Source organism: Metabacillus indicus (assembly GCF_046603695.1).
In the GTDB taxonomy this organism is placed as follows: Bacteria; Bacillota; Bacilli; order Bacillales; family Bacillaceae; genus Bacillus_P; species Bacillus_P indicus.
Window position 1 is genome coordinate 3,156,342 of record NZ_CP176757.1, and the last position, 26,858, is coordinate 3,183,199.

Below are 26,858 nucleotides of genomic sequence, written 5' to 3' on the forward strand. Positions count from 1 at the left end.
ACCGAAAAGCTACTTTTGAAACAAGACCAAAGTGCCGATTTCATTTGCTGTGATCTGTGAGTCTGCCTTCTGATCATGGTGATTTTTATGCATCGATGGACTTGATGCTATTTCCCATTCTCCTCCTGCAGGGAGCGGAATGACCGCACCGTTTCGATGGCTGCAGTGGATGACCGCAATGTGTCTCCATGGACCATAATCTTTTACGTCCATTAATGCATATGCGTATACTCCGCCATCATTTTTGAGTACCCGGTAATGTCTGCTGATTTCATCAGAAGCTGCAAACCGGAAGGCGCCGTGGGATTTTCTTAAGGCAATAAGGTGCTTGACGTACTTGACATCTTCAGCGTATTTCTCCCGTTCATTCCAGTCGAGCTGATTGATGTCATCAGGTGATTTATAGCTGTTTTCAACGCCTTTTTTCGTCCGGTAAAATTCCTGGCCGCTGTGGAAAAACGGGATGCCCTGCGCAAGGATGACCATTCCGGCAGCAAGTTTTTGCCTCATCCGTCTGTCTTCATGCGCCTCATGAGGATTTGAAACCTCCATTTTATCCCAAAGCGTATGATTGTCATGGGATTCCACATAATTAATGGATTGTGCCGGCGACGTGAAATGGGCAATCGAACCTGTCATGACTCTTGCCAGCAAATCAGGGTTTGATGTATGCCCGAAAATAAATCCTTTGTCGTAAAGGTTAAATGTGCTCCCTTTGATGACATCCCTGAACTGGTCATTGAAAAAAGAGATGCCCGGCATTTTCCCTGCGTTTGCAATAATCGCTTTTTTTTCATAGGCAAGCGGGGTGTTTAAGTCCCATCCTTCTCCCAAAATAAGAAGATCCGGCTTAATCCTCATACATGATGCATGAACTTCATTCATCGTTTCAACATCTAAAATACCCATCAAATCAAAACGGAAACCATCTACATCATATTCGCTCAGCCAATAGGAAACAGAATCCACAATAAATTTGCGGGCCATTTTCCTTTCTGATGCGATATCATTTCCGACACCTGTTCCATCTGACGGAAGTCCGTTGTGATCGTGACGGAAATAATACCCCTGTACAATTTTTTCAAAAGAAGAGGTCTCCCGGATATAGACGTGGTTGTACACGACATCCATAATCACTCTGATTCCGCTTTCATGAATAGACTGAATGGCGCTCTTTAATTCTCTTATTCGTTCGGCAGGGTCATCAGGTTTCGCGGAATAGCTTCCCTCCGGCGCATTAAAGTGCAGAGGATTGTATCCCCAGTTATACTCCGCGGATGTGTCCTGTTCGTCCACGCCTTCAAAATCGTTAAAAGGCAAAAGCTCCAGATGGGTCACACCAAGCTCCTGCAAATAAGAAAGACCAGACGATAATCCGCCTGCTGTTTTCGTCTCTTTTTCATTGAAGGCTGCGTATTTTCCCTTTTGCTTTATGCCGCTGTCCGGATGGATGCTGAAATCGCGTATATGAGCCTCATATATAATGGCATCGGTCAATTTTTCAAAAGGTTGAGGTTTTTTCCTTAAGACGGCTGTTTTTTTCAGATCTGTTATGACACCATACTCTCCGTTAATGGAAACCGCTTTTGCATAAGGATCGACAGCTTCGTTCCAGATCAGGTTAACGCAGACAAGATACGTATAGAAAACGCTGTCAAAATTGCCCTGAAGCTCTATCGACCAAATTCCTTTTTCTCCAAGGGTCATAGGCATCGTTTCGATTTTATTTACATCCGGAAAAAGAAGCTTTACTTTCACCTCTGTCGCAGTAGGAGCCCAGACCTTTAATACTGTGGATTCCTCCCCGCATACTGCACCCAGGTCATTTTCTCCGTAGTAAAAATAGTCATCAAATAAATCCGTTCTGATGACAGCCCCCATCTGCAGATCGGTTTTACGGTTCAGGTCATCACAAATTTCGTACAGTTTTCCGAATGGCTTAACGGACGGGTCAAACCTGCATTGAATCTTTACTCTGTTTTCAATCGTCTCGATCCGTTCACACTTGAGCTCTGTCCGGGTCTCCCCGTCAAGCAGATAGAACGTCCTCTTTCCGTCTCCCTGCATTTCTGCAGGAATTAAAATGGTGATTAAGTTCATTTCGTCAAGGTATGCATGATATGCACGTTGTACCGTTAGCATGTTGATTCACCTGCCTGCAATAGTTGTTTCTTCATCACACCAGTATACCCATGTGGACACGTCTTGATATTTATTCAGATATAATACTTTATGCTTTTCGGCCTTAATGTGACTGTAACAGGTGTTTCGCCTAGATATTCTCCGTCTGCATGCACCATGACAGAAACGGGACCTGATATCATAATTTCATGACCCTCCATCATGCAAACTTCCTTCAGCCCTTTATGTCTGCCTGCAAAAACAAGTCCAAAAAGAAGGAGCAGTTTTCCTCTGGATAATCCGTGGACAATGGTGACATTCAGCAATCCGTCATCAGGCCTTGCATCAGGAGAGATTTTCATTCCTCCCCCGTAAAACGGATGGTTGCTGACTGCAGCAAGCCAGACCTTCTCAAAAACCTTTTCTTCGCCGTCAATCGTTACAGAGAGCGGACCGGGCTGGTAGGTGAAAAGACCTTTCATAAGAGCAAGAGTGTACACAAAGGAGCCTGCACCCGCTCTATTCAGAAACTTTTTCCAACTCATTTCATTGGAAAGTTTCGCAACGTAGGCGTCGAAGCCTGCACCTATGCTGTTCACAAACAGCCGGTCTGCTTTCCCGGCCCTGCAGCAGCCCAAATCATAGCTTTTAGCCTGTCTGTTCAGTCTTGTGAGAATGGAGCCTTTCGCCTTTGAGCTGCCGTATCCCTTCTTAAAATCATTGCCCGACCCTGATGCCGCATAACCGATTTGTATATGATCGAATCCGCTGAGCCCGTTTACAATTTCGTGAATCGTTCCGTCTCCGCCAATGCCTATCACCGTTTTCAGCCGGTAATCATGTATGGATGCAATTTGCCTGGCAAGTACTTCTGCATGTCCGGCGTAATCCGTCATAAAAGACCGGTACTCCATGTTTTTCTTTTCCATTTCTTCTTTCATTTTCTTCCAGACACGCAAAGACCGTCCGTTTCCCGCAACGGGATTTATAATAAAGTATATGCTGTTTTCCATCGTCAGCCCCATTATCTTCAAGTGGAATAGGAATACCTTAAGAGATATTCCGAGTCTAGTAAAATTATAGCTTTTTTCTTAGATGAAGTGGGTGTAATTGGGTAAAAAAATACGCCAAAAGGCGCATTAGTCATTTCTTCTGAACGATTCGATCACACAATTAGCCAGGAGCACACCTGCTGCCTTCAGCTGATCATGCTTCATCGGCATTGAATGATGGACGTGAGGGTACATCCACCGGCTGTATGACCTCTTATCCGCAACTGTCAGATCATAGGGAGCCTCGGGATATTCAACAAAGCCCTCTTTGCATACAAGTGCTTTTTTCACTTTTAATCCAATCTCTTTTTCTTTTAAAAGCTGCTTTACAAGGGCTGCTGTCCGGCTGAGGCTGATCATCGGCGAGAGGAGACTTGATTCATCTTTTTCTCCCGGGTTTTTACGCCAGAACCTTTCTGCGGATCCCATATATACGTCATGGCGGCCGCCTTCAAGAAAGTGAATGCACGTGATTTCCCCCGGGCTTATTAAAATCGTGTCGAGGGCGATGGATGTATTTTTCACCCTTAGGACCGGAGCATACATGATCAGATGCTGATCCGGAAGCTTTTGCAGAAGTTCCTGCAGATTGTGGTCATCCGAGAGAGACGGATCTGCAAAAGATCTGTCCCTAATGGTTGACGTTGCCCATTTCAGCTGGAAATGAAAGACACGCTTCATAAACATTTCCTTCAGCTCATCAAGCGAGCCGGGGGTGGCATGGAAGCTCAGCTCAGGTGAATCCATATTTGCTTCAGGATAGGTGACAGTTGTGCCGGACCTTTCCTTTTTAAGCCTGTAACTCCGTATCCTCGATAGCGAATCCCCCTCTTTTTCCATGCTTTCCATTTGCTCTTTTTTAACAAAATGGTGAAATTCGTTCTTTTCAAAAGCATCCTTCAGCATGAGCCACTGCTGTTTTTTCACACGCAGAAAACGGCTCTGATAGCGGTACAGATCCATTTCATATCTGGATATGCACGCATGAACTTTTATTAATTGAGCCACTTTATGTAAACTCCTTCCGAAACATTCAAACTCACAGAACGTGTAAAAGAAACGGAACCAATAACGGACACAGAACAGCCGTGAAAATGGCGCACAGCGTCATGGAAATGGAACTGACAGCTCCTTCAAGCTCTCCCATTTCAAGAGCCCTCGCCGTACCCGTTCCGTGTGATGCCGCACCAAGTCCGATTCCCTTTGCAACGGGATGGCTAATGCCAAAAGCTTTCAAAAGAGACGGCCCGAAAACAGCCCCCGACATGCCTGCTATAACCACATATATGGCCGCAAGCGCAGGGATTCCTCCGAGTATTTCTGAAATATCCATTGCAACGGGATTTGTGACCGATTTAGGAGCGAGCGACAGGATCATCTCCCGGTCTACATGGAATAATGCTGCGAGGCCGGCCCCGCTTACTATTCCGATAATGCTTCCCGTAAGCACGCTTGTAAAAACGGTCCACGCATACCTCTTCATCACATGTCTGTTTTCATACAGCGGATAAGCAAGTGCGACTACTGCAGGGCCTAAAAGAGCATCAATCCACTTTCCGCCAGTCATATACTCAGCATACTCGGTATCTGTGAGAAGGAAAAGCACAATTAAGAGAAAAGTGCTCGTCGAGATCGGCACTAATAGAGGAAAGGGGTATTTTTTATAAACCTCTCTCATAAGGGCGTATACGATTACCGTAAGGACAATATAGAAGATCACAGCCATTATGGGTTTTCCCCCTCTCCTTCATTTGCCGTTTTTCTGGTGCTCATCCACTGGCTTACAAAAGCGGCTGAAAGCATGACGAGAGCTGTGCTGAAAAGAGCAATCAGCGCACTGATCAGGCCTCTTCCCGCAAACAGGTCAAAATGGTCCATCAGCCCGACCGTTGCAGGAACGAAAAGCAAGGCCAAATGTTTAAGCAAAAAGGAGCTTCCTTCCTTTAACAGCGGCAGTTTTATGAGTTTGAAGGACAAGCAGAAAAATAAAAGAAACATGCCGATAATGCTGCCCGGCATGGACAAGTTGAAAAATTGCTGAATGGCTGTTCCGGCAAAATAAAATAGAAATAATCCGGCAAGCTGAATAACAATACGTATAAATTTCATAGTTTCCCCGCTAAGCGTAAAAGAGTCTTATTTATCTTATTGGGCATCATCGCAATAAGACAGCGTCAATTGTATGGTACTTGGGGACTTCCCCAAGCTTGGTCTGAAACAGATTGATTTTTGAAACCTGAAAGGCTGACACCGGATGACCCGGAAGCATCTCTTCCTGAAAGTCTTCATCTGCCGCCCATTTCCTCGCGATCGTGATATGAGGGGCAAATGGACGTTCATCTAGTGCGAAACCGTGTTTCCTGCACATGGAGTATACCGTTTCCCTCACCTTTTCTAGCGGCTCTGATTTTTCCGCACCAGCCCAGAAAATTCGGGGAGCCTGCTTTCTCCCAAATGTGCCGAAGCCACTGATTGACAGGTGAAATGAAGGAAACTCGCCAAAAGCTGTGTGCAGTTCCTTCATGACGGCCTGCAGTTGATCAGCGGAATCAGGATGCCCCAAAAAAGCGAGCGTCAAATGATAATCCAGAGGATGAACCCAGGACTTAAACAGCTTCTTCATCCCTTCTGTTTTTGCAGTCAGCATTTCCGCTTCATTCTGAGGGACAGGTATTCCAATAAAATAATGGGTTTGTGTTGTCATAACGGTTCCTTTCCCGTCTGTTTGCTAAGAGTATGGCTCTGCTCGTATGCTTCCATGCAAAAACTGCGCAGACACTTTTTTCATTTTATCAAAGTCTGCGGGAAGAATAGAACCAAAGCGCCTCGTTTCATGAAAATCGATTGCTGGGAAGGCAAACAGAGGATATGCTATTATATCAACTAAAGGAGCTGAAATAATCATGCGTGTTGTAGAAAATGTGGCAGATTTAATTGGCCATACACCTCTTTTAAAATTAAACCGCCTGAATCCAAAAGACGGGGCTGCGGTTTACCTTAAGCTTGAGTTCTTCAATCCAAGCGGCAGTGTAAAAGACAGAGCTGCTTTTAATATGATTGTCGAGGCCGAAAAGCAAGGCCTGTTAAACGAACATTCAACGATTATCGAGCCAACGTCAGGGAATACAGGCATTGGACTTGCCATGAATGCGGCAGCAAGAGGATACAAAGCCATTCTTGTTATGCCTGATACGATGACACAGGAGCGCATCAATCTGCTTAAAGCTTACGGTGCAGAAGTTGTGCTTACACCCGGCGACGAAAAAATGCCCGGTGCTATAAAAAAGGCAAACGAGCTAGCAGAGGAAATCCCTGACAGCTTTGTTCCCATGCAGTTTGAAAACGAAGCAAATGCTGATGCCCACCGCAAAACAACGGCACCCGAGATTATTGCCGCAATGGATGAGATCGGGAAAAAGCTTACTGCATTCGTTGCAACGGCAGGCACCGGCGGGACCATTACAGGCACCGGCGAAACACTCAAAGAGCATTATCCGGATCTGACCGTGCATGTTGTAGAGCCGGCCGGGTCCCCGGTCCTTTCAGGAGGAAAGCCAGGCAAGCATAAGCTTGTCGGCACAAGCCCCGGATTTATTCCCGACATTTTAAATCAGGATGTTTACGATGAAATTTTTAAAATACAGGACGCTGAAGCGTACGACATCACACGCAGACTTGCTGCGGAAGAAGGAATCCTTGTCGGTCCTTCCTCAGGGGCAGCCTGCTTTGCCGCCCTTGAAGTTGCCAAACGCCTGACACCGGATGATGTTGTTGTCTGCATCGCATGCGATACAGGTGAACGGTATTTATCAAGCGATGTATTCAGAGAAGAATAGGTCTTAAGAAAAAGAGCTGCTCCGGATTAAACCGGAACAGCTCTTTTTTGATTCAGCTTCATCACACAAAGGATGACAAGCGCAATAAGGGACATCGTTCCAAAGAATAAATACACATGAAGAATCGAATACCCTTCAAGGATAAGGCCCCCAAAAAACGTGCAAAACCAGTTTCCCAGCCCGTTGCCGACAGATGAATACAGAGAAATCGCCGTTGCCCCTACAGAAACAGGAGCAAGCTCTCTCACATACTGGAGGGCAGCAGGAATGAACAATCCAACAGAAAACCCTTGTGCAATCGTTGTGGCATACACAACCCCAAGTGGCGGTTCAAAGAAATACAGGAACCATCTGAGACATGAAATGCATGTTGCCATAACCAGGATGTTCATCATGCCGAGGCGCCTGATCCAGCTGCTTGCAAACTTCATAAACGGGGCTTCACTGCCCGCCGCAAGTAAAAATGCAATGCCGATACCGGTCAGCCCGCCGCCAAGATCAGCGACAAAAATACCGAAATAAATATTATTGGCAAGAATAGGGCCGAGAACAAGAAATGCTATAAATAGAAACAGAAAATACCTTGGAACATTCGCAAGTTCTTTTATGCCGTCACGGATGCTGATCTGCATCGTTCTGCTTTCATTCGGCAGCTGAGCTGCAAAGAAAATGGCCAGAAACAGCACGAGTGCAAAAGAATAAAAAATCACGTGAAGAGAATAGTGTTCAGACAGCTGGCCGACAGCCATGACAGCAACTGCAAAACCAACAGCTCCCCACAGCCTGATGGAACCGTATTCCGTTTTGGTCTTGTGGACATAATTCATTGAAATGCTGTCGGATAAAGGAATCAGAGCACTCTGAACAACCGCCAGCAGCAGAGCAATCACAATCAGCCAGAAATAGCCGTCAAGAAGTGAGAATACAATCCCAAACAGTCCGGCAAGCGTCAAAGCGACGGTCAGTAAAACAGTCGGTTTCTGCGTGATGTCACTTAATACCCCCCACAGCGGCTGAACTAAAATCATAACAACCGGGCTGATGCTCATAATGATTCCAATCTGGCTTCCTGAAAGTCCCACACTGTCCTTTAAATAAACTGGCAATAAAGGAAACAGAGAACCTATGGCAAAAAACATGAGAAAATAAAACGAACAGAACGAAACCCGCGTCATGCGGTGTTCTCTTTGAAGAGAATAATCCAAACCAGCAGCCTTCTTTCCCCACCTGTCATTTGATTGCTAAAAACCGCTCCCGGAAAAGGGAGCGGCTAAAAGCTTCTTCAAACATCCTACCACATGAAAAGCGTTTCGTTAATCTTATTTTGCCAGTTCATAAATGGCCTGGGCATAAATGGCCGTTGCCTTCAGAAGATCATCGATGATGACATATTCATCCTTTTGATGGGCAACATCCGGTCTTCCAGGAAACATCGGGCCGAAAGCTACACCGGCTTTAAGTGACCTGGCATACGTTCCTCCCCCTATGGCAATCAGTTCAGGCTTCTCGCCAGTCTGCTCCTCATAAACCTTTTTAAGTTTTTGAATGAGTTCATGCTCTGCTTCTACATAATGCGGCTTTGAGTCGCTGAAGGAGGTAAGGTGAAAATCAGTAATCGATTTGAGTCCTTCTTCAATCCTTTCCGAATCTGCTGTAACAGGGTAGCGGATATTTACCCCAAGCTCTCCGCCATCTTTGATGTCATATGACATGATGCCGAGATTGACTGTCAATTCTCCGCTTACTTCGTCTTCACATTGAATGCCGATTTTCTCGCCTCTCGTATCATTGCTGAAAAAGGCAGTCATCTGCCTCACAAAAACCTTTCCATTATGATCAAGCTCGGCTTCAGCAAGGAAAAGCCCCAGCAAAAGACCTGCGTTTTTGCCTGTATGGGGAAGACTTCCGTGAGCGGAAATTCCTTCAGCAGTTAATTTGAGGGTGCCATTCTCCTCTGAAACACTGCCTTTGATCTCATACTGGGACAGGTAGCTGCTGTATTTTTCGGAAAGGGCTTTTGCATCCTCTGTCTGAACGATCGCTTCGGCAAAATCCGGCACCATGTTAAAACGTCTTCCTGACTTGAAAGAAAGAAGCTTTGGTCCATTTTTGCTGATGCTCGTTTTATCAAAATGGAAAGAAAGCTTTGCATCAATAATTCCCTTTTCGGCATTTATGATTGGGAAATCTGCATCTGGAGCAAAACCGAGGGCAGGCATTTCTTCATGTTTGAAGTAGTGCTCCACACAGCCCCAGTCACTTTCTTCATCTGTTCCAAGAATCATCCGGACCCGCTTGTTCAGCGGAAGCCCAAGATCCTTCACAATCTTCATGGCATAATAAGCTGCCATAGTCGGGCCTTTATCATCAATCGCCCCGCGCGCGTAAATTTTCCCGTCACGGATTTCTGCTCCGAAAGGATCGCTGCTCCAGCCGTCCCCTTCAGGTACAACATCGACATGACAGAGTATGCCTACAATTTCATCTCCCTGTCCCATTTCAAGGTGTCCGGCGTATCCGTCGAGGTTTTTGGCCGTAAACCCGTCTTTTTCTCCCTTTTGGAGCATGTGAGTTAAAGCTTTATGTATGCCTTTTCCAAATGGGGCGCCTTCTGTTTTTGATTTCTCATCAAGCACACTCTTAATCCGCAAAAATTCCTGAGTATCTTCAGTAAATTGATCTTTTCTCTTCAGTACTTCCTGCATCCATTCCATTTGCATACCTCTTTTCATGATCATTTTCATCGTACCTCTACTTAGTTAAGATACCAAAGGATGCAAACATAAGAAAGCGCTGCACGGAGAAACTAAGCTTAAACAAAAAACAAAAACTCTTGCAAATCTGCCTAAAAACGAATAATATAATAAATGTTTTGCAAAAACGTTCGTTTATCAAGTGCACTTATCACTCATTCTGCTTCTGCTGCCGATAGACAGCGCATAAAAAGGCAGATGCCGATTATTCAACAGCGGTCCCTGTATTCAAGGGACCTTTCTCATGACAGCAGCTGAAGCCAGGCTGCGCGACAGATTACAAATTGGAGGCTTACTTATGTTTAAACTGAAAGAACATCAAACAACGGTGCGCACAGAAGCACTTGCAGGAATTACAACATTCCTGACAATGGTTTATATCGTGGTTGTCAACCCGATTATTCTAGCAGATGCAGGCGTTCCATTCGACCAGGTGTTTACAGCCACCATCATTGCGGCAATTGTAGGAACGCTGTGGATGGCGCTTGCTGCAAATTACCCGATTGCCATTGCACCCGGAATGGGTCTCAACGCTTACTTCGCCTACTCGGTTGTCGGCGGCCATCAGGTCAGCTACCAAGTTGCCTTTGCCTCTGTTTTTGTGGCGGGCCTCATTTTCCTGATTTTATCGCTGACGCCTTTTCGCAAAAAACTGATTGAAGCCATACCTGCTAACTTGAAATACGGAATTACAGCGGGAATCGGGCTGTTTATCGCCTTCATCGGCCTCAGACTGACAGGCATTGTAACAGACCATCCTGAAAATCTTGTGACGCTTGGTGATCTCTCTTCACCTCCTGTCATCCTTGCTCTGATCGGGCTTGCTGTTTCCCTGCTCCTTATGAGCCTGAATGTTCACGGTGCCCTGTTCTTTGGTATGATCATTACTGGAATTATCGCCTATTTCACCGGAGAACTTTCATTTGAAAATGGTTTTGTCTCTGTACCGAGCCTGCCTGAAGGATTTATGGTCCTGAACCCGGCCGATGCCATTGGACAGGTGATTTCAAATGGCCTTTACGCCGTTGTTTTCTCATTCCTTTTGGTTACGATCTTTGATACAACCGGCACGATGATCGGCGTTGCCCAGCAGGCCGGTCTTATGAAGGGAAATGAACTGCCGAATGCACGCAAAGCCCTTCTTGCCGACTCTGCTGCAACGACTGTAGGCGCTATGTTCGGCACAAGTCCGACGACTGCCTACATTGAATCCTCTGCAGGCGTTGCCGCCGGAGGACGAACAGGACTCACTACATTGACCGTTGCCGTCCTGTTCGGGCTTACCGCATTTTTCAGCCCGCTTGTAGGAGCCGTTTCAGGCATAGCAGCCATCACAGCTCCTGCCCTGATTATCGTAGGAAGCTTAATGATGGGCAACATTGCGAAAATTAACTGGAACGAACTCGACGAAGCTTTTCCTGCCTTCCTTGTCATTATCGCAATGCCGCTCACATCAAGTATTGCAACAGGCATAGCGCTAGGCTTCATCTCCTACCCGCTCATGAAAATAGCAAAAGGAAAATGGAGAGAGGTTCACCTGTTCGTTTATATCTTTGCCGTTCTGTTCTTCATTCAGCTTGTGTTCCTCGGCGGGCATTAAAAACCGCTCATAAAACACTTTAAAAGCATCCATACTAGATATGGGTGCTTTTTATACGCACAAAAATGTCATACTATTCAGAATTAATCACATATAGTAAAATAAGAAATATAGAGCAGATCAGCGTGTAACAAGATTAAAACTATGTAAAAATTTTGTTAATTCTAGCTTTTCGCTGGTATGATGATGTCGAAATCGTGTAAAATATTGTTGTAGCGTTCATAAATTTAATTAGTACAGTAACATCTGCAGTAGGGGACATCGTAGGTTAGGCTATGCCATACGATCAAATGATAAGGAGTGGTTTTTTGAAACCTTCAACAAACCGTATGCTAACTCGTATCAAATCTGTCTACATGTTTATCCATGAAAGAGGTACTGTTACAACTCAGCAGCTTGTTGACGAATTTGGTATTACACCGAGAACCATTCAAAGAGATTTAAATGTGTTAGCGTATAATGACCTGGTTCGGAGCCCAAGCAGAGGCAAATGGACAATTACACAGAAGAAGGTTAGAAAAATGTCTTCCTAGAAAGCCGCTTATTCCGGAAAAAATTTTAAAATTGCATACATAAGAAAACCAGTCTGCCCTTTTGGCGACTGGTTTTTTTCTTTGTATTTTACAGCTCTATGGCCTTAGCATTTCTCAGTGCTTCCACTTCTTCGTCCGTCAGCTCTCTGTATTCCCCGAGTTCAAGACTCTCATCCAGATGAAGCGGGCCCATGCTGATGCGCTGCAGATAGGCTACTTTTTTGCCGACTGCCTCAAACATCCGTTTTACTTGGTGAAATTTCCCTTCAGTGATTGTGATATGAATCTCTGACCGTTCTCCTGCTTCGATGATCTCAAGGCGGGCAGGCTTTGTGACATACCCGTCATCAAGCTCTACACCTTCTTTGAAAGCAGACGCATCTTCTTCTGTGACGTGTCCCTCGATTTTCGCATAATACGTTTTTGGCACATGCTTTTTAGGAGAAAGCAGTTGATGTGACAGCTGGCCGTCGTTTGTCAGGAGCAAAAGTCCCTCTGTGTCTTTATCAAGACGTCCTACAGGAAATGGCTTGTAGACGGCATCGTTCATTTCAAGCAGATCAATAACCGTTTTCTGGACAGAATCCTCTGTGGCCGACAGGAAGCCGGCCGGTTTGTTCAGCATCAGGTAAATGTGCTCTTTATATTCGACTGTTTCACCGTGTACTGTCACGGCCTGAACCGCTGGGTCAACATGTGTTTTGGCATCCTTGATGATCTTGCCGTCAGCCTTTACAGCACCTGTCTTCAGAAGCTGCTTTACTTCTTTTCTGCTTCCGTACCCTATGTTTGAAAGTAATTTATCGATTCTCATGTTACGACCTGCCTTTTGCGGTAAAGTATAAAATTGCGAATATTCGAATCCTGGAAGTATGCCTCTTTTTTTCTTCTAGAGCTTTGAAAAAAGAAGGCTTATTCAGCAGCCTTCTTCTTGCGGTTTAAAAAGGAAAAACGGCTGCCGAGCAGCTTCTCGAGCAAGTGAGAGCGGTGCGCTGCGTACAGGTATGCAGCTGCTCCTAAACCGATCGCAATCAGCAGTATGATGACTGACTGCATTTTCCCATCAGGGTATTCAATAAAAATAGATAGAACGGATTGGGTGACTGACACGACCAGACCCATAAAAGCAGTCAGAATTCCGATAAAGACGGTGCGCTTGAACAGCAGCTTGAATGAATAGCCTGCGTGGCGGCGTATCATTGCAAAACTGTACAGAATAGATGCACCGAACCCAAGCGCTGTTGCGAGAATGGATCCGACACCCTGGTACGCCTCAATGAGCGGAGCATTCACAGCAAGTTTAATGATCAGTCCAAGTGAAAGGGAAATAACAGCAAGCTTTTGCTTGTTGATTCCCTGCAGAACGGCTGCTGTTACGGTAAAGAAAGAAAACAGGATCGCTACAGGCGCGAACCATCTCAGCAAGAGTGCCCCGTCCGGATCGTTTTCATAAAACAGCATATAGGCAGGCTCTGACAGTATCACCAGCCCGACAATAGCAGGCAGTGTGAGGAATATGATAATCTGAAAGGCCTGATCAATCTGCTTATTCACAAGCTTCATATTCTTATCGGTGAAGGATCTTGTAATCGTCGGTACAAGCGTCAGTCCAAATGCTGTCGCGAGTGATACGGGTATCATCACAAGTTTTGGCAAATATAAGACAACAATTGAGAATATACCTGTTGCCGTTTCTTTGAATCCTCCCTCAACCATCGATTTAATGAACGTATTTGTATCAATGTACGTATATAAAGGAATAGCAAGTCCAACAAAAACAAATGGCCCTGCGTATGAAAAAAGCTCTTTAAACATGCGTCCTGCGGGCATATTTTCAGAAGGAACCACATTCTCCCTCATAGCTTCAAGACCGTGTTTGCGGCGCTGCCAGTAAGCAAACAGCACAAGCAGGCCTCCGATGGCTCCAACAAATGCAGCAAAGGTGGAGTAGCCGACTGCCGTTACAAGCGAACCGTCAAATACCTTCAGGACAAGATAAGCTGACGCAAGAAGGAAAGCAATTCTCACTATCTGTTCAATGACCTGAGAAACGGCAGTTGGCCCCATAGACTGATGTCCCTGGAAAAACCCCCTGATCAGGCTCATAATCGGCACGACAATTAAAGCGAGGCTGACCATGCGGATGACAAGCACGGCATCGTCAACCGTGGTATTGCCGATCTCTCTTTGCCCAAGCGAGCTTTCCGCCAGAACCGGCGCCAGAAAATAGAGAATAATAAACGCAAGCACTCCCGTTAAGAACATCACCGAGATGCCCACTCTGAACATCTTTCTGCTTGTTGCGTAATCCCCGATGGAATTATACTTAGATACAAATTTTGAAACCGCCTGGGGGAATCCCATGGTCGCAATGCCGAGGAAAACGGCATACTGCGCATATCCGATCTGGTACAAGGCCCCGCCGTCTTTTCCGACAAGCGCATAGAACGGGATAATGTAGATCATTCCAAGAATCCTTGATATGTAGGTGCCAAGCGTTAATACGAGTGTACCCCGCAATAATTTATTCGACATGAATGAAATCACCAATTTCTCTCTGAAGATTCAACTTTTCTATTTTAACACATTAGAGACCTATAACAAGAATGTTTGTGCATGACAAAAGCGGAAGCGCCTTGGTAAGATCCGGCAGGCAGATAAGAATCCGACGGAAAAGTCCGGGTCCCGCCTTTTTTGGCGGATTTGTTCTGACAGAGGATCTAGGCGCTTCCGCTTGCCGTTGATAACTTTGTAAGGTTATCAACAGCCTTATATTCTTTATAAAACAATAAAAGGCGGATTTGGCATTTTACGTGATTCCGCTATAATAGGGAGAGAAAAGGTTTTTCAGAAAGAAAAGGTTGTGAAAGAATGAAGGTTGATGTAGTGATTATCGGAGGCGGTCCATCCGGCCTGATGGCAGCGATTGCGGCAGGTGAAAAGGGAGCACGCGTCCTCCTGCTCGATAAAGGAAATAAACTCGGCAGAAAGCTTGCGATTTCAGGTGGCGGCAGATGCAATGTCACAAACAGGCTCCCGGTTGATGAGATTGTTAAACATATTCCCGGAAACGGACGATTTTTATACAGCGCATTCTCAGAATTCAGCAATGAGGATATTATCCGCTTTTTTGAAAAGCTTGGCATACAGCTGAAGGAAGAAGACCACGGCAGGATGTTTCCGGTCACAGACAAAGCTCAGTCTGTTGTTGATGCTCTTCTTAATGAACTTAAGAAGCTGCGTGTGACAATCCGTACAAACGAGCCAGTGGAAACGATCGAGTACGAGAACGGCAAGACCGCCGGTGTGCGTTTAAAAAACGGCGAGTATATTCAAACACAGTCGGTTGTGGTTGCTGTCGGGGGCAAAAGCGTTCCCCATACCGGAAGCACAGGAGACGGATATGCCTGGGCTGAAAAAGCAGGACATACCATTACAGAGCTTTTTCCAACAGAAGTTCCAGTAACATCCAATGAACATTTCATTCAGGAAAAAACGCTACAGGGCCTCTCTCTCCGGAATGTTGCCCTGAGCGTGCTGAATCCTAAAGGCAAGGTCATCAAAACGCACCAGATGGACATGATCTTTACCCACTTCGGGATTTCCGGACCGGCTGTTCTCCGCTGCAGCCAATACGTCGTCAAAGCGATGAAAAAGTTCAAAACCACGGCTATTCCCGTGAGCATCGACTCGTTTCCGGACCGGAACCAGGAAGAGCTTTTTCAGGAGACGGTCAAGCTCTTCAAATCAGAACCTAAGAAAGCCGTTAAAAACGTGCTGAAAGGATTCCTGACTGAAAGATACCTTCTGTTTCTCCTTGAGAAAAACGGAATAGACCCGAATCTTCAGGCTGCCAATCTTCAGATGGAAAAATGGCGGTCATTCATACAGGACTGCAAAGGATTTCAGTTTAACGTCCACGGGACGCTGTCTATCGACAAGGCGTTCGTCACCGGGGGCGGAGTATCGGTTAAGGAGATCCATCCGAAAGAAATGGCGTCAAAACTTATGAACGGTTTGTATTTTTGCGGAGAAATCCTTGATATCCACGGCTACACAGGAGGCTACAACATTACATCTGCTCTTGTAACCGGCAGGCTTGCCGGAAAAAATGCCGCACAATATGCAAAGGAAGCAGCTAATTTATAGCGGCTTCCTTTTTAGGTTCTGTATAAAATGAGGGCTGAAAAACAATAAAGCTGTTCCCCGTTCTGATCGCAGGCTGCCGACACATTGTATTTAATGTCAACAAGCTGCTCATCTGAAATCGACTTCAGGAATTGATTGATCGCCTTCTCCAGGTCTTTTTCATGCTCTTTATCAAAAACGGCCACCTTGTACATTTAGCACCATCCCATATCACAGCCTTCCGCATATTGCTGCTGAAGCTCGCAGTTCCGTTCATACATGCGGTAAAACCTGTCCTCTTCCATCATGAATCCATTTACTAATTCATATTCCCGTCCACCGGAAGTTATGACAAGCTTCCCGATATACTCCTTTCCGATGTACAGCTCCATAAATTCCCCGTGCAGCTTTGCGACAACGCGATCCGTTACATCAAGCTTGTGATAGTCAGACATATCACATCCCTCCTTAGTTGAAGTGTATTTTTAAGGGATGTTGTTTATGATAGCGTTCTCATTTTTGTGGAGGAGAGATTAGCGTGATTAGCTGATTTGGACTGTTAGACTCCTGTTTTGGATTGTTAGACCTGTAAATCGGATTGTTAGGACATTGTTTTGGATTGTTAAAGGCATGATTTGGATTGTTAGACCTGTTATTCAGAATTCGGAACCTGGTTATAGCGTGCAATCTGCGATTGACTGGAGCCAATACCGTCAAAAAGTACAAAAAACCCTGCCGAAGCAGGGAAATGGAATTATGCCAATTCACTTTTGCGTTTTGTGTCGCCTTTCCAGTCAAGCATGCCGCCCGCCATGTTCGTCACTTTGTAGCCTTTGTCCTCCATGTAGGAGCAGACGTTGCCGCTGCGACCGCCTGACCGGCAGATGATGATATATTCTTTGTCCTTATCAAATTGATCAAGTTTTTCAGGAATTTCTCCCATGCGGATATGTTTTGCTTCAGGAATCATTCCTTCTTCTACTTCATCCTCCTCGCGCACATCTACAAGGTTCAGTGTTTCTCCGCTTTTCAGTTTTTTATGTAATTCGTCTGTTGTTATTTCTCTCATTGAAATCATCCTTTCTGTTTCAGATGGGTTTATTATACCAAAGCCTGTGTGTGACATACCACTTTCACAGAGGCAATGAAAAAAGCAGGCGCTATGGCCTGCTTTTTCTTAGTTCGCTACAATATTTACAAGTTTTCCAGGAACGGCAATGATTTTGCGTATTGTTTTTCCGTCAACCTGTTCTTTCACGTCAACATCTGAAAGAGCAAGCTCCTGCATTTCTTCGCGTGTTGCGTCTTTTGGAACGTGGAGTTTCGCTTTTACTTTCCCGTTTACCTGAACAACGATTTCCACTTCGTCCTCAACTAATTTGCCTTCGTCGTATGCAGGCCATGTTTCATAGGAGACTGTTCCTTCGTGGCCGAGCTTTTCCCATAATTCCTCTGCAAGGTGAGGAGCTACCGGTGAAAGCAATTTAACGAAGCCTTCCATATATGACTTCGGAAGAACTGTTGCTTTATACGCCTCATTAATGAAAACCATCAGCTGGGAGATCGCTGTGTTGAAACGCAATCCTTCGTAATCCTCTGTTACTTTTTTAACGGTTTGATGATACACACGCTCTAAGCTGTCAGATGGGCTGTCTGTCACTTTCGCATTAAGAGCTCCGTTATCTTCTACGAACAGACGCCATACACGGTCAAGGAAACGGCGGGCTCCGTCAAGTCCTTTTTCAGACCAGGCGATAGAAGCCTCAAGAGGTCCCATAAACATTTCGTAAAGGCGGAGCGTATCTGCACCGTGGCTTGCAACGATATCATCCGGATTGACAACATTGCCTTTGGATTTACTCATTTTTTCGTTGTTTTCCCCAAGAATCATTCCCTGGTTAAACAATTTCTGGAACGGCTCTTTTGTAGGAACAATGCCAAGATCATACAGCACTTTATGCCAGAAACGCGCATACAGCAAATGAAGAACCGCATGTTCCGCACCGCCGATGTATGTGTCAACAGGCAGCCACTGCTTAATTTTTTCAGGATCTGCAAGGTGCTCAGCGTTTTTTGGATCAATATAGCGCAGGTAGTACCAGCAGCTGCCGGCCCATTGCGGCATTGTGTTTGTCTCGCGTCTGCCTTTTTTGCCTGTTGCAGGGTCTGTTACGTTTACCCACTCTTCAATAACGGCAAGCGGAGATTCACCTGTGCCAGAAGGACGGATTTCTGTCGTTTTCGGCAGAGTCAGTGGAAGCTCTTCCTCAGGTACTGCTGACATTGTGCCGTCTTCCCAATGAATAATCGGAATCGGCTCACCCCAGTAGCGCTGGCGGGAGAACAGCCAGTCACGAAGACGGTAAGTCGTTTTCTTTTCGCCCTTTTTGTTTGTTTCAAGCCATGCAATCATGTTTTCAATGGCTTCTTCTTTATTTAAGCCGTTAAGGAAATCAGAGTTCACATGCTGTCCGTCGCCTGTATAAGCTTCATTTTCAACATTGCCGCCTTCAACAACCTCTTTGATCGGCAGGTCGAACATTTTTGCAAATTCATAGTCTCGCTCGTCGTGTGCAGGAACAGCCATAATGGCGCCAGTTCCGTAGCTTACAAGAACGTAGTCTGCAATCCAGATCGGCATTTTTTCGCCGTTTGCAGGGTTAACAGCAAACGCACCTGTGAATACTCCTGTTTTTTCTTTCGCAAGATCTGTCCGTTCAAGATCACTCTTGCTTTTTACTTTATCAAGATAAGCTGCTACAGCATCCTTTTGGTCTTCTGTTGTAATTTTATCAACTAAAGCATGCTCGGGAGCAAGGACTGCATACGTCGCCCCAAAGAGCGTATCCGGACGTGTTGTGAAAACAGTAAAGGATTCTTCATGTCCGTCAACGGTAAACTGAACGTGCGCTCCTTCAGAACGGCCGATCCAGTTGCGCTGCATTTCCTTGATGCTCTCAGGCCAGTCAACTTCTTCAAGGTCCTCAATTAAGCGGTCTGCATATGCCGTGATTTTCAGCATCCATTGTTTCATCGGGCGGCGTTCAACAGGATGGCCTCCGCGCTCGCTCTTTCCGTCGATGATTTCTTCATTTGCAAGGACGGTTCCAAGTGCAGGACACCAGTTGACCGCTACCTCATCAACATAAGCAAGACCTTTTTTATATAACTGAAGGAAAATCCATTGTGTCCACTTGTAGTATTCAGGATCTGTCGTATTAATTTCACGGTCCCAGTCATATGAAAATCCGAGGCTTTGAATCTGACGGCGGAACGTATCAATGTTTTTGGCTGTAAACTCTGCAGGGTCATTCCCAGTATCAAGCGCGTACTGCTCAGCAGGAAGACCGAATGCATCCCATCCCATCGGATGAAGGACGTTATATCCCTGCATGCGTTTTACGCGGGAAAGAATATCAGTTGCCGTAAAACCTTCCGGATGTCCTACATGCAGTCCCGCTCCTGATGGATACGGAAACATGTCAAGTGCGTAAAATTTAGGCTTGCCGGCATCTTCCGTTGTTTTGAACGTCTTATTTTCAAGCCAGTAGTTCTGCCATTTCTTCTCGATTTTTTCGTGCTTGTAATTCATCATTATCCTCCTCTGATTGGTGCGCTGTTTCTACTAATTCAGTTTGAACGGGTTTTGGATTGTTAAACGGAAAAAACAGAAAAAACCTCCCGTCCCTGAAAGGGACGAGAGGTTTATTTCCCGCGGTACCACCCAATTTAGCGCCATACGGCACTCACTTGATATCCGTAACGTGGATCACGACAGACATTACCGTGCAGGCTGCCCTGCAGTTCGCATCCGTAACTCAAAGGCGAGTTCGCAGGCATTGGATGATTGACTCTCACCGTCCGTCAATTCTCTGAGCATCCGCAGTCTGTTACTAATCCTTATCACCGTTCAAAATCATAAAGTTATACATGTATTTTATAGAATTTAAACCACGGTTGCAAGCTGTTCGCTGTAAAAACTTATGAAATGGGCAGGAATGCGGGAAAATCATGCTTTTTAATAGAAGTGTAGGCTGTTGAGAGATAAGGTGTGAGATGATTTGGAGATTATTTCGCTTGGCGCTCATTGTCTTTTACAGGCTGTTCAATGCTGTCCTGCTGCTGTCTGACAAAGTCAAAACTCCGAAGTACGGCCTCCCCGCTGTAACCAGCGATAATAGAAAGCACGACAAGCTGAAATGAGGATGAAGGTTCTGTAGATAAAACGAGCAGGATCGATGCGGTCGTGCCCATTGCGATATCCTCCCAGAAACCGAGGTAGATAAAACGCTTGGTCATTCTTGGCTTTTCCATCCTTCCTTTCTTTTTAACATGTCCAAGCAGTCCCATTAACCCCCCAATCAATGACGCTACAAGTACAGTCTGCAGCATAAGATCACCTTCCTAAAGCCGTAATAAATTCGGCACGCGACTTCAGGTACAAGATATATTGCTTCTCTTTGCTTGTACAAATCAATAAAACCAGAAGCTTGTTTTACTTCCATTATATGTGAATACCGTTGGAACAATCTTGATTAAATAGAAGGAATTTTCAGTAAACTTTCATTCGTACTATTTCACTAGACCGAACACTTTTTCGGTCCGGCGCCTAAGTGATTAGTACCATGCATTTCTGGAGAGTACGCCTCTTTATTTTCCTCACTCTTCCAAATACTTGTCCATTTGACCGAAAAAAGCACACCATTTAAAAGGTGTGCCATCTGTTATCACGCACTCACTGCGGGTGCAGGATGCTTCTCTTTGATTTTCTTATCGTAAACGGATGTCGTGAACATGGCGATAAACAGCAATCCAATCAGAACAGCAAACAGCATGCTCATGCCATAAAGATCAACCAGTACGCCTCCAAGCAGCGGACCGATCATTCTTCCGCCTGTAGCTGTACTGTTGACGAAGCCCTGATAAAATCCTTCACGGCCTTTTGGAGCAAGATCATTGGCAATGGTCGGAACCGCCGGCCATACGAGCATTTCTCCAATTGTTAATATGATCATAGCTGTCATAAATCCGCTGAAGTCACCGGCAAAGGAGACCATGACAAAGGAGAAAATAAAGATGCAAAAGCCGATCATCATCTGCTTTTTAATTGATTTGGCAGCATATTTTACAAATGTATTCACAAGCGGCTGGCCGAAAACAATCAACGCCCCGTTTACCGTCCAGATCAAGCTGTACTGAGTAAGCGGGATGTTCAGCTCCTGTGTGTGGGCGGCAATCGTTGACTGCCACTGAACATACGCGACCCAGCACAGCAAATAGCCGGAGCAAAGAATGATCAGTGCTGTAAATTTATCGCGGTTCTGCAGCTTGGATGATTCCTGCAAAAGGGACGATTGGGCAGATGGAGCAGACGCAATCTTTCGATAACCGAAACATGCCAGCAAGAAAAAAACAGCATACAGTGCTGCATTTGCAATAAAGATCAGCTGAAATGAATACCCCGCAATCAGTCCGCCAAGCGCAGCCCCAATCGCAACTCCCGCATTTTGAGAAACATAAATCGCGTTAAACGCTTTTCGCCCTCCCTCAGGCCAAACCGTTCCGGCAAGTGCATACATAGATGGAAACACAATTCCGGAGCCAAACCCGACGAGCGTCAAAAAGACAATATACCAAGGCCAGTCATTAAAGAAAACAAGACCTAAAATAGCTGTGAACGTAAGCACAATCCCGCTCAAGATGGAACGGTAGCCCCCGTACCGGTCAAAAAGAACCCCGCCGATCAGGTTGCCCGCTACACTTGCGGCAGAATTCAGCATCAGGACAATCCCGGCAACTGTCAGCGATTTACCAAGATGATCATGAATGTAAATTGTATTTAAAGGCCACAGAAACGAAGAACCTGTTACGTTAATCAGCATTCCTGTTACAAGCAGCCATAAAGAACGCGGCATCGCGAAAACCTCCTTAAAAAACTCACAAAAAAGCACGAAGGCAAGAGCTGCCTTCGCGTTTTTTTAAATCCATAGAAGATTGTAGTCCTTTTATCTGGAGATTGCAACCGGGAAATACCGGACTGATTTGCCGTGCCTGGATGCTTGCAACATTGTTAATACAAAGACAGATCTTCTTCTGTTTCAAATATAATTTCACCACTGGATTGCATGCTCAGTGCTGTCACTTCTGCAGAACCCTGATATCCTTTTTCAAAATAGCCGACAATCGTTTCCTCAAGCTGTTTTCCGTTTTTGTCTCTGTAAAAAAGGTTAATAGAACTTTCACTGAACTTTTCGCTCGGCGTGATTTTCAGCTGATAGGTTTCTTTCGGTTCCAATGACGGAATCAAAATTTTTTCCTCATTATAAAAATAGCTGATCTCCATTTCATCCAGCTGATGTTCCGATTGATTTGTAATCGTAATGGTGATTGCACTGCTGAACATACCTCTTACAGGCAGAACAAATAAAATCACCAAAAGCAATGCGATCATCAAATTGACAAACCAGCTTTTCAAATGCCATCCCTCCGCAGGTCATAATTTGCAAACAGCAGGCATTGAATGCCTTTAAAGCTCTCGTCTGAGCGCGGAGAGAACATTGATATTCGTCGCCTTCACGGCCGGACGCAATCCTGAAATCAAGGCCACTCCGAGACTGATGCCGCCCGCAATCAGGACAAGACTGAGAGGAATGTAGGAGAACGTAAAGTCCACACCTTCCATGCTTCCCTCAGAAACGGCTCCAAGCACGAGCGGAATGGCAAAGTTTGCCGCAAAGCTGACGGCGTAGGCAATAATCACACCGAGCAATGCTCCGAGCAGGCCGATAAACGCACTCTCAAGAAGAAAGATTCTGCGGATCACGCCAGGCTGAGCCCCGATTGCCTTCATAATCCCGATTTCCTGTGTACGTTCTGTTACAGCCATCGTCATCGTATTAAAAATACCGATCGATGCAATCAGAACGGCTACAGTTCCTACAAAAATCAGTCCTGCTTTAAAGGCATTAAAGAATAAGTTCATGTTTTCAAGCTCTTCTGTTATGGAGTACACTAAGTATCCTTTATCCTTTAAGGAATCTGTCACGCCTTTCACATCTTCAACACTTGACGTATAAACCTTGATTTCATTATAATCCTGCGTCTCAATTTCATCTGCACCATCAGCTTTTGCGGCAAAGGCCTGCATGTCTTCTTTCCAATCATCACTGATGTAGACGGTGGCATCCTGTAAATAATCCTTTGCAGGAGCTTTTGTAATACCGGAGATTGTAAACGTCCAGCTTTTCGTTTCCGATTTGCCGTCAATCTGCTCGGTCTGTGTCAGGACAATCTCTTTACCGATCAATTCACCCTGATAGCCTTCCGGTTCTTCTGCAGCTGTCTCTGAATTCTGAGCCTGTTCATCGCGCTTCTTTCTCTCCGCATCCGTCAGAAGCGAAGTAGCAAAATGATGGCCGACGATGACTTCCCGGTCATTTTCCGGTGCTTTTCCTGAATCAAGCTTCAAATTTGCCTTAAATTCATTTTCCATACTTGTAAGCAGCAAAGGTGCGAAATCGGATGTTCTGTCACCGAGCTTTGCAGCCGTTTGTCCTGTCTGGGTAGCATACGACCTTCTGACGACTGCTGCCACATTCTTTGTATCCTCGAGTTCTTTAATTTGTTGATCATTCCCCTGCTCAAAGCCCGCGTCCGTTTCCTTCCCGCTGATTTGAATTTCATTCAGCTTTTGAGCAGTTAAAAGCTCTTCCTGCATGCTTTTTTGCATCCCGAAACCTACAGATGCAAGTACAATCAGAAACGCACAGCCGATGGTAGTCGCAAGCACGGTCATGAAAACCCTCATCCTGTTTTTCTTCATATTTCTTCTGACAAGGCCCAGCTGATCTCTAAATTTCAACAGGAACACCCTCTTCCTTCAGTACGCCGTCCTGCAGCACAAATTTTCTGTCGCTGAATGCCGCTACTTCTTCATCGTGGGTAATAATGAAGAACGTGATGCCTTTTTCTGTGTTCAGCTCTTTGATGAGGTCAAGAATTTCTTTTTCCGTCTCACTGTCCAGGCTTCCTGTCGGTTCATCAGCCAGAATGATTTCAGGATTTGTAATCAGCGCCCGTCCAATTCCAACGCGCTGCTGCTGTCCCCCTGAAAGCTCATTCGGATAATGGCCTGAATGATTTTCAAGGCCGATTCTGTCAAGCATTTCGGTTACCTTCGTTTTTCTTTCAGAGGAAGGAACGCCCTTCAATGTTAATGGCAGTTCAATGTTTTCAAACGTCGTCAGACTCGGGATGAGCTGAAAACTTTGAAAAATGAAGCCAAACGTATCAAGCCTGAAGGCTGCCCATTCTTTTTCACTGAACCCGGTCACCTCTGTGCCGCCGACAGTAATTTTCCCGTCAGTTGGGGCAATATAGCCTGAAACTAAATTAAGAAGCGTTGATTTCCCCGAACCGCTCCTGCCAACGATCGAAGCGATTTCCCCTTTTTGAATGGCAAGCGATACATTTTTCAAAACAGGTATTTCTTTTTCATTTCCTTTTTTTCCAACCTTGAACGAATGACTTAATCCATCAACTTTTATCATGATTTCCTCTCCTAGGAATGCTTTGTTTTTTTATATATGAGGAAGTAGCCCAGTAGCAGACTTACGGCTGCCCCGGCAGCGCCTCCGGTTACAAATCCTGTTATGCCTTGATCATACATTCGGTATCCCATTGAACTGAATCCAAGCACCCCAAGCAGCAGCACCAAGATCAGAATAGGCAGATTAAGCTGTTTCCATAAAAAGAAATTGCCGTTCCTTTCATTCGGATGATGCAGGAATGAATACAGTCCAATCACAAAGAATAATGCACCCATTGCTGCCTGGATCAAAAAGTAAAGGGGCATGCCCTCCGTTAGTTCCTTGAAAAAAGGCAAGCTCATCATTGGAAGAAACGGTGTCAAGAGACATCCCGCATTAATGAAATTCTCGATTTCTGCATAGGAGTATAATCCAAGGCCTTCTACATGGTTAAAGACAACAAATGTAAACAGAAACGGCAGCGAGCCGGTGCTCAGAGCCGTCAGCCCCTGCGCAAATGGCGTTCCCGTAAGAGAACCCGCTGCAAAGGTCAAGCTGTAAACCATCACCAGGCAGAAAAACAATTCCAAATAATAATCCATTAACGGTTCAGACAGGGCCACGCCTGCCGTCTCTGCGTAGATTCCTGACAGCACCAGGGAAATCAGTGACGAAAGCAGGATTGCAATAAGAACAGAAGCAGATTTCACAAGATAAATTTCTGAACGTTTAAACGGCAGACCGAGTGTATAATCCATTGTCCCCCTGGCTCTCTCCGTTCCCATTTGTGCAATTGCGATGAAAAACAGGAAAGCAGAGGATAAAATCAGGAGCAAATCGTCTCCTAAGGGATAAGTAAATGGATCAGTCGACAACTCGGGATAATCCTTCAGCATATTTAAATAGCTCGAATGTTCGGACCAAATTCTATAAGGAAGAAAAAAGGCATTAAGAATAAAAAATAAGACAAGCAGAACTCTGATCTGTCTTAACTCTTTTAGAAATAAAGCACGCACTACCATCTTCGGTCCCCTCCAAACTTTGCAATAAATACTTCCTCTAAGTTAACCGGGAGCGTATTCCAGACTTTAGGACCGAGAGATTGAAGCCGCTTCATCTTATCTTCATCCTTTTTTTCCAGAAGCATCGTGTAAAAAATACCGGAGTGTTCAAGGATTGGAACTCCCATTTCTCTGATTTTTAAATGCAGGTCGTCTTCAAATACCGCCTGTATTTTCACAAAATCCTCCCGGAGCGATTCAAGGTCCATCACATTGGACAGAGTATGGCCATCCAGAAAACCGATCTTGCTGCAAATCCTTTCAATATCCTCGAGCCTGTGGGAGGTAATCAGAATGGCGGTTTCTCTTTCCCCCACTTCATCCACCATAAGCTGCAGGAGATCTCTTCTTGTGACAGCATCAATTCCGTCAGTCGGCTCATCAAGCAAAATGACTGCAGGTCTTGAAGCAAAGGCCATAATGAGAGCGAACTGTTTCTTCAGCCCCGTTGATAAATCCCTGTATTTTTTTGTTTCCGGTATTCCGTAGCGGTTCATCAGCTCGTTCGCATAGGTGACATCAAAATCCGGATACAGGGATTTCAGCATCCCTGACAGTTCTTTATATGTATATCTATCATAAAAAGGGTTTTGGACAGGTACATAAATGACCTTTCTTTTAGCCAGGGGCTGCTTCTTTATCGAGACATTTTCAAACAATACCTCTCCCTCATCCGGCAGCACAATCTGCTGAATAATCCGCAGAAGCGTCGTTTTACCCGAGCCGTTTCTGCCCAGAAGCCCAAAGATATCGCCTTTTTCAATTGTCAGCGATACGTCCTCCAGCACCCTCACTCCATCGAGCGATTTTGAGAGATTTTTCAGTTCAAGCATGGTCTCCGCCTCTCATTTCTCTGCTGATTTCCTCAATCCATTTGTGAATGACTTCAATGTCAATTCCCGCATAAACGGCATCTACAATCAGCGGCTTCAATTGTTCTTTGATCATCTCCATCTTCCCTTCATCAAGCGTTACTCCGGCATTCTCGGAGACAAAAGTCCCCCTGCCCCTTAACGTTTCAATCATTCCTTCACGTTCAAGCTCTTTATACGCTTTGCTTACGGTATTAGGGTTTGCAATAATCATCGTTGAAAGCTCGCGCACAGACGGGAGCTTTTCACCGGGCTTAAGAATTCCTTTCAGACAGAGCTCTTTCATCTGCTGAATGATCTGTTCATATATCGCTTTTGAGCTGCGCGGGTCAATTTGAATCATCGGTCTCCCTTCTTCCTATCGTGAAATGGTT

General features: G+C 45.3%; 26 protein-coding genes and 1 other annotated feature. Of the genes, 4 read left to right on the forward strand and 22 right to left on the reverse strand.

The window, feature by feature from the left end; all coding sequences use genetic code 11:
* Positions 1 to 9: 9 nt before the first annotated feature.
* From pulA to thpR, 6 genes are all read right to left on the reverse strand, one after another.
* Positions 10 to 2,142: a type I pullulanase gene (gene pulA, locus ACK1LH_RS16185; RefSeq protein WP_411333611.1), complete on the reverse strand. Its 2,133-nt coding sequence runs from the start codon at positions 2,140 to 2,142 to the stop codon at positions 10 to 12.
* A 74-nt stretch (positions 2,143 to 2,216) separates the two neighbouring features.
* The gene (locus ACK1LH_RS16190; RefSeq protein ID WP_411333613.1) at positions 2,217 to 3,134 is read right to left on the reverse strand and encodes a diacylglycerol/lipid kinase family protein; all 918 of its coding nucleotides are present in this window, start codon (positions 3,132 to 3,134) and stop codon (positions 2,217 to 2,219) included.
* Between the two features lie 126 nt (positions 3,135 to 3,260).
* Positions 3,261 to 4,181 carry a hypothetical protein gene (locus ACK1LH_RS16195; protein WP_411333615.1) on the reverse strand — a complete coding sequence of 307 codons (921 nt, stop codon included), beginning with the start codon at positions 4,179 to 4,181 and terminating at the stop codon, positions 3,261 to 3,263.
* Positions 4,182 to 4,212: 31 nt separating this feature from the next.
* On the reverse strand, positions 4,213 to 4,899 hold the full coding sequence (locus ACK1LH_RS16200; protein ID WP_029278922.1) for an LrgB family protein: 687 nt from the start codon (positions 4,897 to 4,899) through the stop codon (positions 4,213 to 4,215).
* On the reverse strand, positions 4,899 to 5,282 hold the full coding sequence (locus ACK1LH_RS16205) for a CidA/LrgA family protein (protein WP_320156514.1): 384 nt from the start codon (positions 5,280 to 5,282) through the stop codon (positions 4,899 to 4,901). Before ACK1LH_RS16205 ends, ACK1LH_RS16200 begins: the two co-directional genes overlap by 1 nt.
* Positions 5,283 to 5,328: 46 nt before the next feature.
* Entirely contained in the window at positions 5,329 to 5,877 is a 549-nt protein-coding gene (gene thpR / locus ACK1LH_RS16210) for an RNA 2',3'-cyclic phosphodiesterase (protein ID WP_411333616.1), read from the reverse strand.
* Positions 5,878 to 6,076: 199 nt separating this feature from the next.
* Between thpR and cysK the strand changes: the two genes are divergently transcribed.
* Positions 6,077 to 7,009 carry a cysteine synthase A gene (gene cysK / locus ACK1LH_RS16215; protein ID WP_029278916.1) on the forward strand — a complete coding sequence of 311 codons (933 nt, stop codon included), beginning with the start codon at positions 6,077 to 6,079 and terminating at the stop codon, positions 7,007 to 7,009.
* A 26-nt stretch (positions 7,010 to 7,035) separates the two neighbouring features.
* On the opposite strand, the gene ACK1LH_RS16220 is transcribed toward cysK, so the two are convergent.
* Together ACK1LH_RS16220 and pepV are read right to left on the reverse strand one after the other, a co-directional pair.
* Positions 7,036 to 8,214, reverse strand: coding sequence for an MFS transporter (locus ACK1LH_RS16220; protein WP_029278914.1), 1,179 nt, complete (start codon positions 8,212 to 8,214; stop codon positions 7,036 to 7,038).
* Positions 8,215 to 8,328: 114 nt separating this feature from the next.
* Positions 8,329 to 9,723, reverse strand: coding sequence for a dipeptidase PepV (gene pepV, locus ACK1LH_RS16225; RefSeq protein ID WP_411333618.1), 1,395 nt, complete (start codon positions 9,721 to 9,723; stop codon positions 8,329 to 8,331).
* A 337-nt stretch (positions 9,724 to 10,060) separates the two neighbouring features.
* Between pepV and ACK1LH_RS16230 the strand changes: the two genes are divergently transcribed.
* On the forward strand, positions 10,061 to 11,362 hold the full coding sequence (locus ACK1LH_RS16230) for an NCS2 family permease (RefSeq protein WP_411335109.1): 1,302 nt from the start codon (positions 10,061 to 10,063) through the stop codon (positions 11,360 to 11,362).
* A 308-nt stretch (positions 11,363 to 11,670) separates the two neighbouring features.
* Positions 11,671 to 11,895, forward strand: coding sequence for a DeoR family transcriptional regulator (locus ACK1LH_RS16235; RefSeq protein WP_029278908.1), 225 nt, complete (start codon positions 11,671 to 11,673; stop codon positions 11,893 to 11,895).
* An 88-nt stretch (positions 11,896 to 11,983) separates the two neighbouring features.
* Here ACK1LH_RS16235 and ACK1LH_RS16240 read toward each other — a convergent pair whose 3' ends face one another.
* Both ACK1LH_RS16240 and ACK1LH_RS16245 read right to left on the reverse strand, forming a co-directional pair.
* Positions 11,984 to 12,709: a pseudouridine synthase gene (locus ACK1LH_RS16240; protein WP_411333620.1), complete on the reverse strand. Its 726-nt coding sequence runs from the start codon at positions 12,707 to 12,709 to the stop codon at positions 11,984 to 11,986.
* A gap of 98 nt (positions 12,710 to 12,807) precedes the next feature.
* A complete protein-coding gene (locus tag ACK1LH_RS16245) occupies positions 12,808 to 14,430 on the reverse strand; it encodes an oligosaccharide flippase family protein (RefSeq protein ID WP_411333621.1) in 1,623 nt (540 codons plus the stop codon).
* A 336-nt stretch (positions 14,431 to 14,766) separates the two neighbouring features.
* Here ACK1LH_RS16245 and ACK1LH_RS16250 point away from each other — a divergent pair, with 336 nt between their 5' ends.
* The gene (locus tag ACK1LH_RS16250; protein ID WP_411333623.1) at positions 14,767 to 16,044 is read left to right on the forward strand and encodes an NAD(P)/FAD-dependent oxidoreductase; all 1,278 of its coding nucleotides are present in this window, start codon (positions 14,767 to 14,769) and stop codon (positions 16,042 to 16,044) included.
* 11 nt (positions 16,045 to 16,055) lie between these two features.
* Here the strand turns inward: ACK1LH_RS16250 and ACK1LH_RS16255 are convergent, their stop codons facing one another.
* The 12 genes from ACK1LH_RS16255 to ACK1LH_RS16310 form a co-directional block, all read right to left on the reverse strand.
* Positions 16,056 to 16,238, reverse strand: a complete 183-nt coding sequence (locus tag ACK1LH_RS16255) for a sporulation protein Cse60 (protein ID WP_029278896.1) — start codon at positions 16,236 to 16,238, stop codon at positions 16,056 to 16,058.
* Entirely contained in the window at positions 16,239 to 16,478 is a 240-nt protein-coding gene (locus ACK1LH_RS16260) for a DUF2553 family protein (RefSeq protein ID WP_282033136.1), read from the reverse strand.
* A 299-nt stretch (positions 16,479 to 16,777) separates the two neighbouring features.
* Positions 16,778 to 17,101 (reverse strand): rhodanese-like domain-containing protein, encoded by a 324-nt coding sequence (locus tag ACK1LH_RS16265; protein WP_411333625.1) that lies wholly within the window; start codon positions 17,099 to 17,101, stop codon positions 16,778 to 16,780.
* A 99-nt stretch (positions 17,102 to 17,200) separates the two neighbouring features.
* Positions 17,201 to 19,615 carry a leucine--tRNA ligase gene (gene leuS, locus ACK1LH_RS16270; protein WP_029278890.1) on the reverse strand — a complete coding sequence of 805 codons (2,415 nt, stop codon included), beginning with the start codon at positions 19,613 to 19,615 and terminating at the stop codon, positions 17,201 to 17,203.
* Between the two features lie 97 nt (positions 19,616 to 19,712).
* Positions 19,713 to 19,939 (reverse strand) — a binding site (T-box leader).
* Positions 19,940 to 20,091: 152 nt separating this feature from the next.
* A complete protein-coding gene (locus ACK1LH_RS16275; RefSeq protein WP_369734562.1) occupies positions 20,092 to 20,415 on the reverse strand; it encodes a DUF4257 domain-containing protein in 324 nt (107 codons plus the stop codon).
* A gap of 335 nt (positions 20,416 to 20,750) precedes the next feature.
* On the reverse strand, positions 20,751 to 21,938 hold the full coding sequence (locus ACK1LH_RS16280; RefSeq protein WP_411333628.1) for an MDR family MFS transporter: 1,188 nt from the start codon (positions 21,936 to 21,938) through the stop codon (positions 20,751 to 20,753).
* Between the two features lie 155 nt (positions 21,939 to 22,093).
* On the reverse strand, positions 22,094 to 22,498 hold the full coding sequence (locus ACK1LH_RS16285) for a hypothetical protein (RefSeq protein ID WP_411333630.1): 405 nt from the start codon (positions 22,496 to 22,498) through the stop codon (positions 22,094 to 22,096).
* A gap of 51 nt (positions 22,499 to 22,549) precedes the next feature.
* The gene (locus tag ACK1LH_RS16290; RefSeq protein WP_411333631.1) at positions 22,550 to 23,884 is read right to left on the reverse strand and encodes an ABC transporter permease; all 1,335 of its coding nucleotides are present in this window, start codon (positions 23,882 to 23,884) and stop codon (positions 22,550 to 22,552) included.
* Positions 23,874 to 24,572 carry an ABC transporter ATP-binding protein gene (locus tag ACK1LH_RS16295; RefSeq protein WP_411333633.1) on the reverse strand — a complete coding sequence of 233 codons (699 nt, stop codon included), beginning with the start codon at positions 24,570 to 24,572 and terminating at the stop codon, positions 23,874 to 23,876. Before ACK1LH_RS16295 ends, ACK1LH_RS16290 begins: the two co-directional genes overlap by 11 nt.
* Before the next feature lie 11 nt (positions 24,573 to 24,583).
* The gene (locus ACK1LH_RS16300) at positions 24,584 to 25,573 is read right to left on the reverse strand and encodes a hypothetical protein (RefSeq protein ID WP_411333634.1); all 990 of its coding nucleotides are present in this window, start codon (positions 25,571 to 25,573) and stop codon (positions 24,584 to 24,586) included.
* Positions 25,567 to 26,445, reverse strand: coding sequence for an ATP-binding cassette domain-containing protein (locus ACK1LH_RS16305; protein ID WP_029565867.1), 879 nt, complete (start codon positions 26,443 to 26,445; stop codon positions 25,567 to 25,569). Before ACK1LH_RS16305 ends, ACK1LH_RS16300 begins: the two co-directional genes overlap by 7 nt.
* On the reverse strand, positions 26,438 to 26,827 hold the full coding sequence (locus ACK1LH_RS16310) for a GntR family transcriptional regulator (protein WP_029278882.1): 390 nt from the start codon (positions 26,825 to 26,827) through the stop codon (positions 26,438 to 26,440). Before ACK1LH_RS16310 ends, ACK1LH_RS16305 begins: the two co-directional genes overlap by 8 nt.
* Positions 26,828 to 26,858 lie beyond the last annotated feature (31 nt).

Coding starts and splice junctions, on each gene's coding strand:
- pulA (WP_411333611.1), bottom strand. CDS start 2,142: ATGCTAACGGTACAACGTGCATATCATGCATACCTTGACGAAATGAAC.
- ACK1LH_RS16190 (WP_411333613.1), bottom strand. CDS start 3,134: ATGGAAAACAGCATATACTTTATTATAAATCCCGTTGCGGGAAACGGA.
- ACK1LH_RS16200 (WP_029278922.1), bottom strand. CDS start 4,899: ATGGCTGTGATCTTCTATATTGTCCTTACGGTAATCGTATACGCCCTT.
- ACK1LH_RS16205 (WP_320156514.1), bottom strand. CDS start 5,282: ATGAAATTTATACGTATTGTTATTCAGCTTGCCGGATTATTTCTATTT.
- thpR (WP_411333616.1), bottom strand. CDS start 5,877: ATGACAACACAAACCCATTATTTTATTGGAATACCTGTCCCTCAGAAT.
- cysK (WP_029278916.1), top strand. CDS start 6,077: ATGCGTGTTGTAGAAAATGTGGCAGATTTAATTGGCCATACACCTCTT.
- pepV (WP_411333618.1), bottom strand. CDS start 9,723: ATGGAATGGATGCAGGAAGTACTGAAGAGAAAAGATCAATTTACTGAA.
- ACK1LH_RS16230 (WP_411335109.1), top strand. CDS start 10,061: ATGTTTAAACTGAAAGAACATCAAACAACGGTGCGCACAGAAGCACTT.
- ACK1LH_RS16240 (WP_411333620.1), bottom strand. CDS start 12,709: ATGAGAATCGATAAATTACTTTCAAACATAGGGTACGGAAGCAGAAAA.
- ACK1LH_RS16245 (WP_411333621.1), bottom strand. CDS start 14,430: ATGTCGAATAAATTATTGCGGGGTACACTCGTATTAACGCTTGGCACC.
- ACK1LH_RS16250 (WP_411333623.1), top strand. CDS start 14,767: ATGAAGGTTGATGTAGTGATTATCGGAGGCGGTCCATCCGGCCTGATG.
- ACK1LH_RS16255 (WP_029278896.1), bottom strand. CDS start 16,238: ATGTACAAGGTGGCCGTTTTTGATAAAGAGCATGAAAAAGACCTGGAG.
- ACK1LH_RS16260 (WP_282033136.1), bottom strand. CDS start 16,478: ATGTCTGACTATCACAAGCTTGATGTAACGGATCGCGTTGTCGCAAAG.
- ACK1LH_RS16265 (WP_411333625.1), bottom strand. CDS start 17,101: ATGATTTCAATGAGAGAAATAACAACAGACGAATTACATAAAAAACTG.
- leuS (WP_029278890.1), bottom strand. CDS start 19,615: ATGAATTACAAGCACGAAAAAATCGAGAAGAAATGGCAGAACTACTGG.
- ACK1LH_RS16275 (WP_369734562.1), bottom strand. CDS start 20,415: ATGCTGCAGACTGTACTTGTAGCGTCATTGATTGGGGGGTTAATGGGA.
- ACK1LH_RS16280 (WP_411333628.1), bottom strand. CDS start 21,938: ATGCCGCGTTCTTTATGGCTGCTTGTAACAGGAATGCTGATTAACGTA.
- ACK1LH_RS16295 (WP_411333633.1), bottom strand. CDS start 24,572: ATGATAAAAGTTGATGGATTAAGTCATTCGTTCAAGGTTGGAAAAAAA.
- ACK1LH_RS16300 (WP_411333634.1), bottom strand. CDS start 25,573: ATGGTAGTGCGTGCTTTATTTCTAAAAGAGTTAAGACAGATCAGAGTT.
- ACK1LH_RS16305 (WP_029565867.1), bottom strand. CDS start 26,445: ATGCTTGAACTGAAAAATCTCTCAAAATCGCTCGATGGAGTGAGGGTG.
- ACK1LH_RS16310 (WP_029278882.1), bottom strand. CDS start 26,827: ATGATTCAAATTGACCCGCGCAGCTCAAAAGCGATATATGAACAGATC.